This window comes from Acidovorax sp. Root402 (assembly GCF_001425125.1).
Taxonomy (GTDB): Bacteria; Pseudomonadota; Gammaproteobacteria; order Burkholderiales; family Burkholderiaceae_C; genus Acidovorax; species Acidovorax delafieldii.
The window spans coordinates 141,706-155,570 of record NZ_LMDQ01000013.1 but is presented as its reverse complement, the minus strand read 5'-3'; the positions used below and the strand labels follow the sequence as shown (position 1 = coordinate 155,570).

The window sequence follows — 13,865 nt, the reverse complement described above, 5'->3', positions numbered from 1 at the left end:
GTGTTGTGGGCGATGTGGCTCGCAGGTTGCGCGCAGCCAATGGCCACAGCCCCCCTGGACGAAGACAGCTGGAGTGGGCGCATTGCCCTGCAGATCGACGGGGAGGCCTCGCAGTCTTTTTCCGCCATGTTCGAGCTGCGCGGCACCGCCCAGGCGGGTGGACTCGTTTTGCTCAGCCCCTTCGGCAATCGCATTGCGCAACTCGACTGGAAAGATGGTCACGCGCAGCTGCTTAGCGGTCAGGACACCCGCACCTCTGATTCCCTGGACACGCTGCTCCAGGACGTGACCGGCACTCGCATTCCCGTGACCGCCTTGTTCAGCTGGCTCAAGGGCACCCAGGCCAGTGCGACGGGGTGGCAAGCAGACCTTACCGGCATTGCAGACGGGCGGCTGACGGCACGCCGCAGCGACCCGCAGCCTACCGCCACGCTGCGCATTGCGTTGACTCCCTGACGGCCTGCAAACTGCTGCGGCTAGCAGAGCCGTTCGCACAGCAAAACCTCGCTCCCCACTCTTTCGCCCCATGCAAGCCTTGTATGACGTGCCAGCCCCGGCCAAGCTCAATCTTTTTTTGCACATCACCGGACGGCGTGCTGACGGCTATCACCTGCTGCAGTCCGTGTTCATGCTTGTGGACTGGTGCGACACCCTGCACTTCCAACGCCGCACGGATGGATTGATTTCGCGGGAAGACCTGTCCACAGCGCTACCCGAAGTGGACCTCTCGGTCCGCGCTGCACATGCACTGCGGGCCGCAACGGGCTGCCGTGAGGGCGCTCACATTGGCGTTCTGAAACGCGTGCCTGCGCAGGCGGGCATGGGAGGCGGCTCTTCGGATGCCGCCACCACGCTGCTGGCTTTGAACCGGCTGTGGGGGCTGAACCTGCCAAGACACGCATTGGCAAAGATCGGTTTGCAGCTGGGCGCTGACGTCCCGTTTTTTTTATGCGGTCACCACGCTTGGGTGGAGGGAATTGGTGAGACAATCACGCCGCTTGAGAAAGTGCACCAGCTACCGCAAGCGAGCTTTGTGATCGTGAAGCCCGCAGCAGGTTTGGAGACAAAAGAAATTTTTTCGTCACCAAGTTTGAAACGCGATTCAGATAGTGCTACAATCTTAGGCTTTGCTGCAGCACACTTTGACTTCGGTCGAAACGACTTGCAGCCAGTTGCTCAGGCTCTTTGCCCCGATGTTTTTCAAGCCATTGAATGGCTCAAAGATCGCGGCCTCAAAGGCAGAATGACAGGCTCAGGCAGTGCAGTGTTTGCGCATATGTCACACGCAGTTGACTTGAGCGGAGCCCCCGAGGGTTGGCAAGTGAAGGCATGTGAAAATCTGATGACGCATCCTCTGGCAGGTTGGGCATCAGGAGAAATTTAAGGTTGGTTGCCCTCGGCAATTGACCTGTGTAGGGGAGTCGCCAAGCTGGTTAAGGCACCGGATTTTGATTCCGGCATGCGAAGGTTCGAATCCTTCTTCCCCTGCCAAACGCTTTCCGCGTACGGGCTTTTATTTCAGACTGCTGGGACGCTCATGCAAGCCAACCACCCCGACTTCATGGTTTTCACCGGCAATGCCAATCCTGGCATGGCAGCTGAAATTGCCCAACACCTCGGCACCACCCTCGGTGCGGCTGACGTGGGTCGCTTCTCTGACGGTGAAGTCACCGTCGAAATCAAACAAAACGTGCGCGCACGTGATGTTTTCGTGGTGCAGTCCACCTGCGCACCCACCAACGAAAACCTCATGGAACTGCTGATCATGGTCGATGCGCTCAAGCGCGCGTCGGCTGAGCGCATCAGCGCCGTGATTCCTTATTTCGGTTACGCCCGCCAGGACCGCCGCCCCCGCTCCACCCGTGTGCCCATCACGGCCAAGGTGGTGGCCAACATGCTGCAAGCCGTGGGCGTGGCCCGCGTGCTGACCATGGACCTGCACGCTGACCAGATTCAGGGCTTCTTCGATATTCCCGTGGACAACATCTATGCGTCGCCGGTGCTGCTGGGCGACCTGCGCCAGAAGAACTACGAGGACCTGATCGTCGTCTCTCCCGACGTGGGCGGCGTGGTGCGCGCACGCGCCCTGGCCAAGCAACTGAACTGCGATCTGGCCATCATCGACAAGCGCCGTCCTAAGGCCAACGTGTCGGAAGTGATGCACGTGATCGGCGAGATCGAAGGCCGCAACTGCGTGATCATGGACGACATGATCGACACCGCCGGCACGCTGGTGAAGGCTGCCGAAGTGCTCAAGGAGCGCGGTGCCAAGAAGGTGTACGCCTACTGCACGCACCCCATTTTCTCGGGTCCTGCCATCGAACGCATCGCCAAGGGCACAGCCCTCGATGAAGTCGTGGTGACCAACACCATCCCGCTGAGCGACAACGCCAAGGGATGCTCCAAGATTCGCCAACTCTCCGTGGCCCCGCTGATCGCCGAAACGATCCAGCGCATTGCCAAGGGTGAGTCGGTCATGAGTCTGTTCTCGGACCAGGACAACCTGTTCTGACACGCTCCCCCGGGAGCGTTGCAGTCGGATTGCACTCAGGCCTCCTTCGGGAGGCTTGTCTGTTCGAGAGCAATGCGCAGGCCTGCCGCCATGAAGGCGTCACAGGTCTTTTTTAATCGGGGTACGACTGGTCGCGGTCTACCCTTTTCAGGAGCTAACTATGAACTTCGTCGCTTTTGAGCGCGCCAAGCAGGGTACGGGTGCGAGCCGCCGTCTGCGTAATTCGGGCAAGACGCCTGGCATCGTGTACGGTGGTGCTACCGAGCCACAACTGATCGAGGTGGACCACAACGCACTGTGGCACGCCCTCAAGAAGGAAGCGTTCCACTCCAGCGTGCTGGACATGGAAGTGGCTGGCGCCACGTCCAAGGTTGTGCTGCGTGACGTGCAATACCACCCCTACAAGCAACTGGTGCTGCACATCGACTTCCAGCGCGTGGACGACAAGACCAAGCTGCACCTGAAGGTGCCACTGCACTACAGCGGTGCAGAAGAGTCCAACGCCGTCAAGGTGGACAAGTGCATGGTCAACCCGATCGTGAACGAACTGGACGTGACCTGCATGCCTTCGGACCTGCCCGAATTCATCGCTGTGGACCTGTCCAAGCTGGAAAAGGGTGCTTCCCTGCACCTGAAGGACATCAAGCTGCCCAAGGGCGTGGTGGCCAAGGTCCGTGGTGGCCAGAACAACAACCCCGTGCTGGTGTCCGTGGTGCCTCCAGTCGTGGTCGTCGAGACCCCTGCTGAAGCCGCTCCTGCTGCCGATGCCAAGGGCAAGGGCAAGGGCAAGAAGTAATTCGCCGGTCAACGACCTCGATCACTTCACCCGGTCAACCCGCTTTGCGGTGTTGACCACGAAACGGCCCACCTTGCGTGGGCCGTTTTCATTGGTGTGGCGCACTTTGCACGCCGCACCTCTCTCTCGCCGACTGCATCCTCAGGCAGCGGCAGCAATGCTGACGGCCTTTCTCCACCCCCAGCCACCGATAATCCCGCACATGATCAAGCTGTTTGTAGGCCTGGGAAACCCCGGGCCAGACTACGAGGACACGCGGCACAACACCGGCTTCTGGTGGATTAATGCCCTGGCGCGCGAACTCAAGACCACGCTGGTGCCCGAGCGCAGTTACCACGGCCTGGTGGCACGCACCACGGTGCATGGCCAGAACGTGTGGCTGCTGGAGCCGCAGACCTTCATGAACCTCTCGGGCAAGTCCGTGGCCTCGCTGGCGCGCTTTTTCAAGATCCTGCCCGAGGAAATCCTGGTGGTGCACGACGAACTGGACATTGCACCGGGCCAGGTCAAGCTCAAGCGCGGCGGCAGCCATGCGGGGCACAACGGCCTGCGTGACATCCACGGACAGCTGGGCTCGCCCGACTACTGGCGCCTGCGCATCGGCATCGGCCATCCGGGCGTCAAAAGCGAAGTCGCCAACTGGGTGCTCAAGAAGCCGTCGCCAGACCAGCGCACGCTGATCGAGGACAGCATCGCCCACTCGCTCAAGGCCTACCCCGCTCTGTTGGCGGGGGACATGGAAAAGGCCACGCTGCTCATCCACACCACCAAACCGCCCCGCCCCAAGCCCCCTCGGCCTGTGGAGGACTGAGGGGCCACCAGTCCATCCAGCCGTTGTGCTATGGGTATTGCTATTTATTCAATAGCACCCAAGGCATGACCTACTAGCGCAAGCTGTCGATTTGGCTCAAATTACGTCGGTGTGGACGCCTGCAGCCGCTGGAACTTCTGCCACAGGGTTTCGCGGCTTTCCACGTGCTGCGGGTTCACGGGAATGCAGGCCACAGGGCAGACCTGCACACACTGGGGCTCGTCGAAATGCCCTACACATTCTGTGCACTTGTTCGGGTCGATTTCGTAGATCTCCTGCCCTAGGTAGATCGCCTGGTTGGGGCACTCGGGCTCGCACACATCGCAGTTGATGCACTCGTCCGTGATCATCAGCGCCATACAGCCTCCCAGTGCACAGGGCCAAAAACAGGGGCAACGGAGCGAGCGGCGCAGTTCATGCTCCGTATTATCCCGCGCCGGTGGCATGTGCCTTGCGTGCCACACTGCAACCCACCACCGCTGACGGGGACGTTTTTACCGTTATGCTGTGTATACACATTAATTTTGACGCCCCTGCGTCTGACCCACCTGCCAACGCACCCCACCCATGGGCCTGTTTTTTCTCAAGCGGTTTGTCACCCTCCTGGCCACGTTGATTGGCGCCTCCATCGTCGTGTTCCTGGTGCTGGAAATCCTGCCGGGCAATGCCGCGCAGATTCTGATGGGTCCCGATGCCTCTCCCGATGCGGTGGCAGCTCTGGCCACCAAGCTGGGTCTGGACCAGCCCGCCAGCCTGCGCTACTGGCAATGGGTGAGCGGCCTGGTGGTGGGCAACATGGGCGACAGCTACGCCTACAGCTCGCCCGTGCTCGACCTGGTGCTGGAGCGCCTGGCGCTTACCGTGCCGTTGGCCCTGATGGCCATGGTGATCACCACGGTGCTGGCATTGGCCGCCGGTGTGTACGCCGCGGCGCGCCACAACAAGCTGGGTGACGTGGGCGTGATGGGCCTGGCGCAGATCGGCATTGCCATCCCCAACTTCTGGTTCGCCATCCTGCTGATCCTGCTGTTCTCGGTGAAGCTGCAGTGGTTCTCGGCCGGCGGCTTTCCGGGCTGGACGGAAGACGCCGGCGGCAGCCCGCTAGAAGCCCTCAAAGCCCTGCTGCTGCCCGCCATTGCGCTGGCCGTGGTGCAGGCTGCCATCCTGGCGCGCATCACCCGCTCGGCCGTGCTGGAGGTGCTGCGTGAAGACTTTGTACGCACCGCCCGCGCCAAGGGCCTCACGCAGCGCGCTGCACTGTGGGGCCATGTGCTGCGCAACGCCATGATTCCGGTGGTCACCGTGATGGGGCTGCAATTCGCCAACCTGCTGGCGGGCACCATCGTGGTCGAGAACGTGTTCTATCTGCCCGGCCTTGGGCGCCTGATCTTCCAGTCCATCTCCAACCGCGACCTGATCGTGGTGCGCAATTGCGTGATGCTGCTCGCCGCCATGGTGGTGATCGTGAACTTCGTCGTGGACATCCTCTACGCCGTGATCGACCCCCGCGTGAAGGCTTCCGACATCTGATCCCCATGAGCGCCGCCGTGTCCCCCCCCTCCTCTTCCACACCCTCCGCCCCCGGCTGGCTGCACCGCGCGCTGCGCCACCGCAGTTTTGTCATCGGCGCCGTGTTGTCGGCGCTGCTGATCCTTGCTGCGCTGCTCTCTTTTGTCTGGACGCCTTGGTCGCCCTACGAGATGGACCTGGCCAACAAGCTGGCGAGTCCCTCCGGCACCCACTGGCTGGGCACCGATGCCTTTGGCCGCGACGTAGCCTCGCTGCTGCTGGTGGGCGCCCGCAACTCCATCCTGGTAGGCGTGATCGCGGTGGGCATCGGCCTCACCATCGGCACGGCCCTGGGCCTGCTGGCTGCCGCCAAGCGCGGCTGGGTGGAAGAGCTGATCATGCGGCTGGCAGACTTCACCTTCGCCTTCCCCGCCATCCTCTCGGCCATCATGATGACGGCGGTGTTTGGTGCAGGCATTGTGAATTCCATCATCGCCATCGGCATCTTCAACATCCCGACGTTTGCACGCGTCACGCGCGCATCGGCCAACGCCGTGTGGTCGCGCGAATACATCCTGGCCTCACGTGCCTGCGGCAAGGGCAGCTGGCGCATCACGCTGGAACACGTGCTGCCCAACATCCTGTCGGTGCTCATCGTGCAGGCCACCATCCAGTTCGCCATCGCCATCCTGGCCGAGGCCGCCCTGTCGTACCTGGGCCTGGGCACCCAGCCGCCCCAGCCCTCCTGGGGCCGCATGCTCAGCGAGGCACAGACGCTGATGTTCCAGGCCCCGCTGCTGGCGGTGTGGCCCGGCATGGCGATTGCGCTGGCGGTACTGGGGCTGAATCTGCTGGGCGACGGGCTGCGCGATTTGCTCGACCCCCGCCTCTCCCGCAAACGCTGACAGCTCCGCACCGAAGACCACCTGCATTCCACGATGTCTCTGTTAGAAGTCTCCAACCTCCGCATCCGCCTGCAGACGCACCGGGGCCCCGCCGATGCCGTGCGCGGCGTGAGCTTTTCGCTGGCGCGCGGTGAAACCCTGGGCCTGATCGGTGAGTCCGGCTGCGGCAAGTCCATCACCGCCATGTCGCTCATGGGCCTGCTGCCCGAGAGCGCACAGGTCACCGGCAGCATCCGCTTTGATGGGCAAGAGCTGGTGGGCCGCACCGATGCACAGATGTGCAAGATGCGCGGCAACCGCATTGGCATGGTGTTCCAAGAGCCCATGACGGCCCTGAACCCCGTGCACACCATTGGCCGCCAGGTGGCGGAGCCGCTGCGCCTGCACCGGGGCATGAACGCAGCAGCCGCACGCACCGAAGCGATTGCCTTGCTGGACCGCGTGGGCATCCCCAACGCCGCACAGCGCTTTGACGCCTACCCGCACCAGTTCTCGGGCGGGCAGCGCCAGCGCATCACCATTGCGATGGCGCTGGCCTGCGGGCCCGACCTGCTGATCGCCGACGAGCCCACCACGGCGCTCGACGTGACCATCCAGCAGCAGATCCTGGACCTCATCAGCGACCTGGTGGCCGAGCGCAACATGGCGCTGATCCTCATCTCGCACGACCTGGGGGTGATCTCGCAGAACGTGGACCGCATGATGGTGATGTACGGTGGCAGCGTGGTCGAAAGCGGCTCCACTGCCTCGGTCTTCTCGGCCATGGCCCACCCTTACACACGCGGGCTGTTCGCCGCCCGGCCCCACCTGGGTGCCGTGCACGCGCCCGGGCAACGCCCGCGCCTGTCCACCATTCCGGGCACGGTGCCCGAGCTGGTGGACCTGCCCGCTGGCTGCCCGTTTGCAGGGCGCTGCAGCTACACGGTGGATGACTGCCACCACAAGCAGCCCGAGGCCACGCTGGTGGCCACCGATGCCGACGGCGACCACCTGGTGCGCTGCCTGCGGCGCGAAGCCATTGCCGAGGCGCAGAGTGCGGACGTGGTGAACATCATCGGGGTGGCTGCATGACCCAGGCCCCCCACACCACCGGCGCGCCAGCCACCGCGCCGCTGCTCCAGGTGACCGACCTGGTGCGCGAATACACACTGCCCCGCGAGCACCTGTTTCGGCCCCCGGGCAAGGTGCACGCGCTCAACGGCGTGAACTTCTCGATTGCCTCTGGCCGCAGCCTCGGCATCGTCGGCGAATCGGGCTCGGGCAAGTCCACCCTGGCACGGCTGGTGATGGCGCTCGATGCACCCACCTCCGGCACGGTGGAGCTGCTGGGCCGCAACCTGCACCAGTTGCCCGCCGAGCAGTTGCGCCAGGCGCGGCGCGATTTTCAGATGGTGTTCCAGGACCCGTACGGATCGCTGGACCCGCGCCAGACCGTGGAGCGCATCGTGACCGAACCGCTGCAGGCACAGGGCCAGACCACGCGCGCCGAGCAGCGCGAGCAGGCCGCCCAGGTGCTATCGCAAGTGGGCCTGCGCACCAACGACCTGGGCAAGTACCCGCACGAATTTTCTGGCGGCCAGCGCCAGCGCATCGCCATTGCACGCGCCCTCATCACCCGGCCCCGCCTCATCGTGGCCGACGAGCCTGTGAGCGCACTCGACGTTTCGGTACAGGCCCAGGTACTGAACCTGATGCAAGATTTGCAGCAGCAGTTCGGCATCACCTACATGCTCATCAGCCATGACCTCGCGGTCGTCAACCACCTGTGCGACGAGGTGGTGGTGCTGTACCAGGGGCGCATCGTGGAGCGTGGCTCGCCGGGCGAGCTGTTCCGCAACGCGCAGCACCCTTACACGCAGTCGCTGGTGGGTGCCGTGCCGCAGGTGCTGCCCGGCCGGGCACGGGCACGCCGTGCAGCTGCCGCCGCTGCAGCGACTGCGGCAACGGCAAAAACCGCATAACCACATGCAGGTGTGATGGTGTAAAAAGCTTCTTTCCTCCCCGGTAACAAATTGCACCGGGGTCTCTATGGTTGTTGTCTGGTTTTTTGTCTGGAGAGTCCGAACATGCTGAACCGCCGTACCGTCCTTGCCACTGGCGCCATCGCCGCTGTGCCCTTGACCACCTCGCTTGGCGCCCTGGCGCAAGGCCGCAAAGATGCGGTGACGCTGGCGATGACGCTGGAACCCCCAGGCCTGGACCCCACCGCCGGTGCGGCATCTGCCATCGCCGAAATCGTTCAGTACAACATCTTCGAGACGCTCACCAAGATCAACCCCGACGGCAGCGTGTCGCCCCTGCTGGCCGAAAGCTGGGAGGTCTCGCCCGACCTCAAGACCTACACCTTCAAGCTGCGCCGTGGCGTGAAGTTCCAGAACGGCGAGCCCTTCACCGCTGCGGCCGTGAAGTTCTCGTACGACCGCGCAGGCGGCGAGAAGAGCACCAACAAGGACAAGCGCACCTTTGCCGGCATCACCACCCAGGTGGTGGACGACTACACCGTGGTGCTGCTCAACAAGGAGATCGACCCCGACCTGCTGTTCGTGCTGGGCCAGGCCACCTCCATCATCGTGGAGCCCAAGAGCGCCGACACCAACGCCAACAAGCCCGTGGGCACCGGCCCCTACCAGCTGCAGGCCTGGAACAAGGGCTCGTCGGTCGTGCTGACCGCCTGGGACGGCTACCGCGACGCCAAGGCCATCAAGATCAAGCGCGCGACCTTCCGCTTCATCTCCGACCCCGCAGCCCAGGTGGCTGCCCTGCTGGCGGGCGACGTGGACGCATTCCCCCGCGTCACGCCGCGCAGCGTGGCGCAGTTCAAGGCCAACCCCAAGTTCCAGGTGGTGGTCAGCGGCTCGCGCGCCAAAACCATCGTGGCTATCAACAACGGCAAGAAGCCGCTGGACGACGTGCGCGTGCGCCGCGCCATTGCCGCAGCCATTGACCGCAAGGCCGTGATCGAAGGCGCGGGCGACGGCTACGGCGCACCCATCGGCAGCCACTACGTGCCCGGCGCGTTTGGCTACGTGGACACCACGGGCGTGAACCCCTACGACCCCGAGAAGGCCAAGAAGCTGCTGGCCGAGGCCGGCATCAAGACACCGCTGGAGCTGACCATGACGCTGCCCCCCACGCCTTACGCCCGCCAGGGCGGCGAGGTGGTGGCTGCCCAGCTGGCCAAGGTCGGCATCATCGCCAAGATCCAGAACGTGGAATGGGCGCAGTGGCTCAGCGGCACCTACGGCAGCAAGAACTACGACCTGACCATCATCAGCCACGTGGAGCCCTTTGACCTGGGCAACTTTGCCAAGCCCGACTACTACTGGGCCTACAACTCGCCCAAGTTCAACGACCTGTTCACCCAGATCAAGAACGCCGCCCGCCCCGCCGACCGCGCCAAGCTGCTGGGCGATGCGCAGCGCCTGCTGGCCAACGATGCGGTGCACGCCTTCCTGTACTCCAACCAGTGGATCACGGTGGCCAACAAGAACCTCAAGGGCCTGTGGAAAGACATGCCCGTGTTCGTGAACGACATCTCCGCGCTGTCCTGGTCCTGACAGCCACGCGCCGCAACGCGGCGCGTGCAGGAGCCAAGACTCCTAAAACAATAGCTGCCAGCGCTTGATCCACTAGCGCTTGCAGCCTTTTTTATTGATAAACATCGCTACGGCGACCACCCACCCCGCCATGACCGAACTGCACGACCTGCCCGCCCACGACCTGATTGCCGCCTACCGCCAGCGCAAGCTGTCACCGGTCGAGGTCACGCAGTCCGTGCTGGCCCACATTGAACGGTGGGAGCCCCACATCAAAGCCACCTACCTGCTGCGCCCCGAGGCCGCCCTGGCCCAGGCCCGTGCCTCCGAGGCCCGCTGGCTGCGCGGCGAGCCCAAGGGCGCGCTCGACGGCGTGCCCAGCACCATCAAGGAAAACATTGCTACCGAAGGTGACCCCACCCCGCTGGGCACGGCCGCCGTCGAGCTGGTGCCCGCCGCAGCTGACGCCCCCCCCGCCGCCCGCATGCGCGAGGCCGGTGCCGTCATCGTCGCCAAGACCACCATGCCCGACTACGGCATGTTGTCATCCGGCCTGTCCACCTTTCACCCGCTTTCGCGCAACCCCTGGGACGTGAGCAAGGGCCCGGGCGGCTCCAGCGCTGGCGGCGGCGCGGCGGCCGCCGCGGGCTACGGCCCGCTGCACATCGGCACCGACATTGGTGGCTCGCTGCGCCTGCCCGCCAGCTGGTGCGGCATCTTCAGCCTCAAGCCCAGCCTGGGCCGCATCCCGATTGACCCGCCCTACACTGGCCGCGCCGCCGGCCCCATGACCCGCACCGTGGCCGACGCCGCGCTGATGATGCAGGTGCTGAGCCAGCCCGACGCACGCGACAGCATGAGCCTGCCCTACCAGGACATCGCCTGGAGCCAGTTCAACAGGGGCGCAGAACGCCTGCGCGGCCTGCGCATCGGCCTGCTGCTGGATGCAGGCTGTGGCCTGCCGGTGGAGCCCGAAGTGAAGGCCGCCGTGGAGCGCGCAGCCCAACTCATGGAAGCCGCCGGCGCTACCATCGTGCCCATGGCACCTTTCATGACCCAGTCCATGCTCGACGGCATGGACCACTTCTGGCGCATGCGTTCGCACATCGACCTGCAGGCCCTGCCTGCGGCGCGGCGCGACAAGGTGCTGCCCTACATCCGCACCTGGGCCGACAGTGCCGCCGGCATGAGCGGCACCGAGGTCTTCACCGCCAGCCACCAGTTCCACCTGACGCGCGTGGCCGCCGTCAAGGCCTGCAGCGCGTTCGACTATGTGATCTCGCCCGTGGCGCCCAACGTCGCCTTCCAGGCCGAGCTGCCCTCGCCCACCAACGACCCGCTGCGCCCGCTGGAACACATCGGCTTTACCGTGCCCTTCAACATGTCCGAGCAACCTGCGGCCTCGGTCAACTGCGGCTACACCCGCGCTGGTTTGCCCATCGGCCTGCAGATTGCGGGCGCACGTTTTGACGACCTGGGCGTGCTGCAGGTGGCGCACGCGTTCGAGCTGATCCGCGAACCCCAGCGGGCATGGCCCCAGCCGCCTGCGGCATAACCCTGCATCTGTCGTGCGTTGTTGTTGGTAACCTTGGGGGATACGCTCTGACGCTGGCACCACCGCTGGAGCCCCCACCTCACAAATCACCATCCCACCACCGCATGGACATCATCATCCTGGCGATCCTCATCGCCACCGGCACCTTCATGCTCAACGCCAAAGAGCAGCGCAAGCGCATTGCGCTGCTGGGCAAACACCTGGCCAACTACCAGATCGAAAAGCTGATGGAGGCGCTGACCGACGGCTACCTGCGCGCCCTGGGTGAAAGCACCGACGAGCGCCGCAGCCAGATATGGAGCCTGCTGAGTACCACCGAGTCGCAACTGAGCGAGCAGTTCAGCCGCTTTGCCGCCGATTTTGCCAAGGTGGACGAAGCCCACGCGCGCGTCAGCCGGCTCTCCGTGCCGATCCCGTTTGCCGACAAGCTGCTGCCCGCCATGACCTTTGACGTGCGCCGAGCCCTGGCCATCCACGCGCGCGGCATTGCCCATGTGGTGCAGAACACCAGCCACCTGTCGCCCAAAGACCGCGCCTACATGATGACGGCCGAGCTGTTTCTGATGCAGCACACCTGCCACTGGTACTGCAAGTCCAAAACCGTGGCCAGCGCCCGCATGCTGGCGCGGCACCAGACGCCGCATGAACAGCTCGTCGCTTCCGTTTCAGCCGAAACCCGCAACGCCTACCTGACCTTGATCAACGGCGGCTGAGCCCAGCGACCCAACAATGCCCCATGCCATCCTCCACGCACACCCGCATGACCGACTGCCTGGGCAACGCCATCACGCTGCAGGACGCCACCAGCGCGACGGCGCTGAATGACTTTGTAGAAGGCTTCATCGCCTGCGAAGCCCGCGCGGTGAACGTGCTGAACGCGGCGGCCGACACCAGCCCCATCGTTCAGGCCAGCTGCGCGGCGCTGCACATGTTTGCCGAGTCGGCCGACGCCCCGCGCAACGCCCGCCCCTTCATCGACCAGGCGCTGGCCCGTGCTGCAGAGGCTACCGAGCGTGAACAACGCTTTGTGGCCGCCATCGCCGCCTGGGTGGATGGCGACCTGCCCCGCGCCATTTCGCTGCACGAAGAGCAAGCCCGCCTGCACCCGCGCGACCTCGCCTCCCTCAAGCTCGGCCAATACCATTTGTTCAACCGGGGCGACTCGCCCCGCATGCTGCGCCTGGCGCTGCAGGCCCTGCCCGCAGCGGCCGAGGTGCCCTACCTGCACGGCATGCTGGCCTTTGGCTGGGAGCAATGCCACCGCCTGCAAGAGGCCGAAAGCGCCGCACGCCACGCCATCACCCTGTGCCGCAAAGAGCCCTGGGCCCACCACGCGCTGGCCCACGTCATGCTGACCCAGGGCCGCATCCGCGAAGGTACCGACTTCATGGCCAGCGTGGGCGACACCTGGACGGGCCTGAACTCCTTCATGGTCACGCACAACTGGTGGCACCAGGCGCTGTTTTTGCTGGAGCAGGACCGGCACGCCGAGGTGCTGGCGCTCTACGACCAGCAGGTGTGGGGCGTGGTCAAGGAATACACCCAGGACCAGATCAATGCCGTGTCGCTGCTCGCCCGGCTAGAGCTGGCGGGCGTGGATGTGGGCGACCGCTGGACCGACGTGGCCGACTACCTAGCGCCGCGCCTGGCCGACCACGTACTGCCCTTTCTGGACCTGCAATACCTCTACGGCCTGGCCCGCGCCGGGCGGATGGAGGCAGCACGCACGCTGCAAAACAACATCGCAACCCACGCCGCCACCCGCACCGAGGCACACGAGCGCACCGTGTGGCAGCAGGTGTGCGTGCCTGCCGCCCACGGCCTGCTGGCACATGCGCAGGACGACTGGGCGACGGCAGTGGAGAAGCTGGGCGTGGCCCTGCCCAGGCTGGTGGAGATTGGCGGCAGCCACGCGCAGCGGGATCTGTTTCACCAGATCTGGCTGGACGCACTGCAGCGCAAAGGGCAGTGGGCGGCGGTGCAGAACGTGTTGCAGCCGATAGTGAATGGGCAGCCGGAGTCGGTGAGGCTGGCGCGGCAAGTGGGGGTGGTGAATGCAGCGCTGAAATTGCCGGGTTGAGTCCCAAAGCCGCTTCCCAACGCGCTCCACAGCAAACGCAACCAGACTTGGATTCGCGTAACGACTTTCACACCCAGATACAGCCAACAGGCTGATCAATCCGTGTTTCCAGAGAATCTGGAACTGACAATTGTGGGCCGTTTAACTTCATGCCGACCTGC

14 protein-coding genes and 1 tRNA gene are annotated in these 13,865 nt (G+C 64.5%); 14 read left to right on the top strand and 1 reads right to left on the bottom strand.

The annotated features are described in order from the left end of the window. Positions 1-39 precede the first annotated feature (39 nt). The 6 genes from ASC83_RS08180 (at position 40) to pth (ending at position 4,119) form a co-directional block, all read left to right on the top strand. Positions 40-456: a lipoprotein insertase outer membrane protein LolB gene (locus ASC83_RS08180; protein WP_235509334.1), complete on the top strand. Its 417-nt coding sequence runs from the start codon at positions 40-42 to the stop codon at positions 454-456. A gap of 70 nt (positions 457-526) precedes the next feature. Next, positions 527-1,384: a 4-(cytidine 5'-diphospho)-2-C-methyl-D-erythritol kinase gene (gene ispE, locus ASC83_RS08175; protein ID WP_056060483.1), complete on the top strand. Its 858-nt coding sequence runs from the start codon at positions 527-529 to the stop codon at positions 1,382-1,384. Positions 1,385-1,414: 30 nt separating this feature from the next. After that, positions 1,415-1,491, top strand: a tRNA-Gln gene (locus ASC83_RS08170). Positions 1,492-1,537: 46 nt separating this feature from the next. Beyond that, positions 1,538-2,512 carry a ribose-phosphate pyrophosphokinase gene (locus ASC83_RS08165; RefSeq protein WP_056060480.1) on the top strand — a complete coding sequence of 325 codons (975 nt, stop codon included), beginning with the start codon at positions 1,538-1,540 and terminating at the stop codon, positions 2,510-2,512. A 160-nt stretch (positions 2,513-2,672) separates the two neighbouring features. Further along, positions 2,673-3,308: a 50S ribosomal protein L25/general stress protein Ctc gene (locus tag ASC83_RS08160; protein WP_056060476.1), complete on the top strand. Its 636-nt coding sequence runs from the start codon at positions 2,673-2,675 to the stop codon at positions 3,306-3,308. 202 nt (positions 3,309-3,510) lie between these two features. Then, positions 3,511-4,119: an aminoacyl-tRNA hydrolase gene (pth, locus tag ASC83_RS08155; protein WP_056060475.1), complete on the top strand. Its 609-nt coding sequence runs from the start codon at positions 3,511-3,513 to the stop codon at positions 4,117-4,119. Positions 4,120-4,220: 101 nt separating this feature from the next. Here the strand turns inward: pth and ASC83_RS08150 are convergent, their stop codons facing one another. Then, the gene (locus ASC83_RS08150) at positions 4,221-4,478 is read right to left on the bottom strand and encodes a YfhL family 4Fe-4S dicluster ferredoxin (protein WP_056060470.1); all 258 of its coding nucleotides are present in this window, start codon (positions 4,476-4,478) and stop codon (positions 4,221-4,223) included. 208 nt (positions 4,479-4,686) lie between these two features. Between ASC83_RS08150 and ASC83_RS08145 the strand changes: the two genes are divergently transcribed. The 8 genes from ASC83_RS08145 (at position 4,687) to ASC83_RS08110 (ending at position 13,704) form a co-directional block, all read left to right on the top strand. Next, positions 4,687-5,649, top strand: coding sequence for an ABC transporter permease (locus ASC83_RS08145; RefSeq protein ID WP_056060468.1), 963 nt, complete (start codon positions 4,687-4,689; stop codon positions 5,647-5,649). A 5-nt stretch (positions 5,650-5,654) separates the two neighbouring features. Further along, positions 5,655-6,533, top strand: a complete 879-nt coding sequence (locus ASC83_RS08140; protein WP_056060465.1) for an ABC transporter permease — start codon at positions 5,655-5,657, stop codon at positions 6,531-6,533. 33 nt (positions 6,534-6,566) lie between these two features. Further along, complete coding sequence (locus tag ASC83_RS08135) at positions 6,567-7,604, top strand: ABC transporter ATP-binding protein (RefSeq protein ID WP_056060462.1); 1,038 nt, start codon at positions 6,567-6,569, stop codon at positions 7,602-7,604. Next, positions 7,601-8,494 carry an ATP-binding cassette domain-containing protein gene (locus ASC83_RS08130; RefSeq protein ID WP_056060458.1) on the top strand — a complete coding sequence of 298 codons (894 nt, stop codon included), beginning with the start codon at positions 7,601-7,603 and terminating at the stop codon, positions 8,492-8,494. The genes ASC83_RS08135 and ASC83_RS08130 overlap by 4 nt, the downstream gene beginning before the upstream one ends. Positions 8,495-8,599: 105 nt before the next feature. Continuing rightward, positions 8,600-10,090 carry an ABC transporter substrate-binding protein gene (locus ASC83_RS08125; protein WP_056060456.1) on the top strand — a complete coding sequence of 497 codons (1,491 nt, stop codon included), beginning with the start codon at positions 8,600-8,602 and terminating at the stop codon, positions 10,088-10,090. A 130-nt stretch (positions 10,091-10,220) separates the two neighbouring features. Continuing rightward, positions 10,221-11,624 carry an amidase gene (locus ASC83_RS08120; protein WP_056060453.1) on the top strand — a complete coding sequence of 468 codons (1,404 nt, stop codon included), beginning with the start codon at positions 10,221-10,223 and terminating at the stop codon, positions 11,622-11,624. A 104-nt stretch (positions 11,625-11,728) separates the two neighbouring features. Further along, positions 11,729-12,337, top strand: a complete 609-nt coding sequence (locus tag ASC83_RS08115; protein WP_015012762.1) for a hypothetical protein — start codon at positions 11,729-11,731, stop codon at positions 12,335-12,337. 23 nt (positions 12,338-12,360) lie between these two features. Then, complete coding sequence (locus ASC83_RS08110; RefSeq protein WP_056060450.1) at positions 12,361-13,704, top strand: tetratricopeptide repeat protein; 1,344 nt, start codon at positions 12,361-12,363, stop codon at positions 13,702-13,704. Positions 13,705-13,865: the final 161 nt, after the last annotated feature.

Excerpts from the sequence above, each read along its gene's own strand:
- ASC83_RS08180 (WP_235509334.1), top strand. The coding sequence starts at position 40 with ATGGCCACAGCCCCCCTGGACGAAGACAGCTGGAGTGGGCGCATTGCC.
- ASC83_RS08145 (WP_056060468.1), top strand. The coding sequence starts at position 4,687 with ATGGGCCTGTTTTTTCTCAAGCGGTTTGTCACCCTCCTGGCCACGTTG.
- ASC83_RS08125 (WP_056060456.1), top strand. The coding sequence starts at position 8,600 with ATGCTGAACCGCCGTACCGTCCTTGCCACTGGCGCCATCGCCGCTGTG.
- pth (WP_056060475.1), top strand. The coding sequence starts at position 3,511 with ATGATCAAGCTGTTTGTAGGCCTGGGAAACCCCGGGCCAGACTACGAG.
- ASC83_RS08120 (WP_056060453.1), top strand. The coding sequence starts at position 10,221 with ATGACCGAACTGCACGACCTGCCCGCCCACGACCTGATTGCCGCCTAC.
- ASC83_RS08160 (WP_056060476.1), top strand. The coding sequence starts at position 2,673 with ATGAACTTCGTCGCTTTTGAGCGCGCCAAGCAGGGTACGGGTGCGAGC.
- ASC83_RS08165 (WP_056060480.1), top strand. The coding sequence starts at position 1,538 with ATGCAAGCCAACCACCCCGACTTCATGGTTTTCACCGGCAATGCCAAT.
- ASC83_RS08115 (WP_015012762.1), top strand. The coding sequence starts at position 11,729 with ATGGACATCATCATCCTGGCGATCCTCATCGCCACCGGCACCTTCATG.
- ASC83_RS08140 (WP_056060465.1), top strand. The coding sequence starts at position 5,655 with ATGAGCGCCGCCGTGTCCCCCCCCTCCTCTTCCACACCCTCCGCCCCC.
- ASC83_RS08110 (WP_056060450.1), top strand. The coding sequence starts at position 12,361 with ATGCCATCCTCCACGCACACCCGCATGACCGACTGCCTGGGCAACGCC.
- ASC83_RS08150 (WP_056060470.1), bottom strand. The coding sequence starts at position 4,478 with ATGGCGCTGATGATCACGGACGAGTGCATCAACTGCGATGTGTGCGAG.
- ASC83_RS08135 (WP_056060462.1), top strand. The coding sequence starts at position 6,567 with ATGTCTCTGTTAGAAGTCTCCAACCTCCGCATCCGCCTGCAGACGCAC.
- ispE (WP_056060483.1), top strand. The coding sequence starts at position 527 with ATGCAAGCCTTGTATGACGTGCCAGCCCCGGCCAAGCTCAATCTTTTT.
- ASC83_RS08130 (WP_056060458.1), top strand. The coding sequence starts at position 7,601 with ATGACCCAGGCCCCCCACACCACCGGCGCGCCAGCCACCGCGCCGCTG.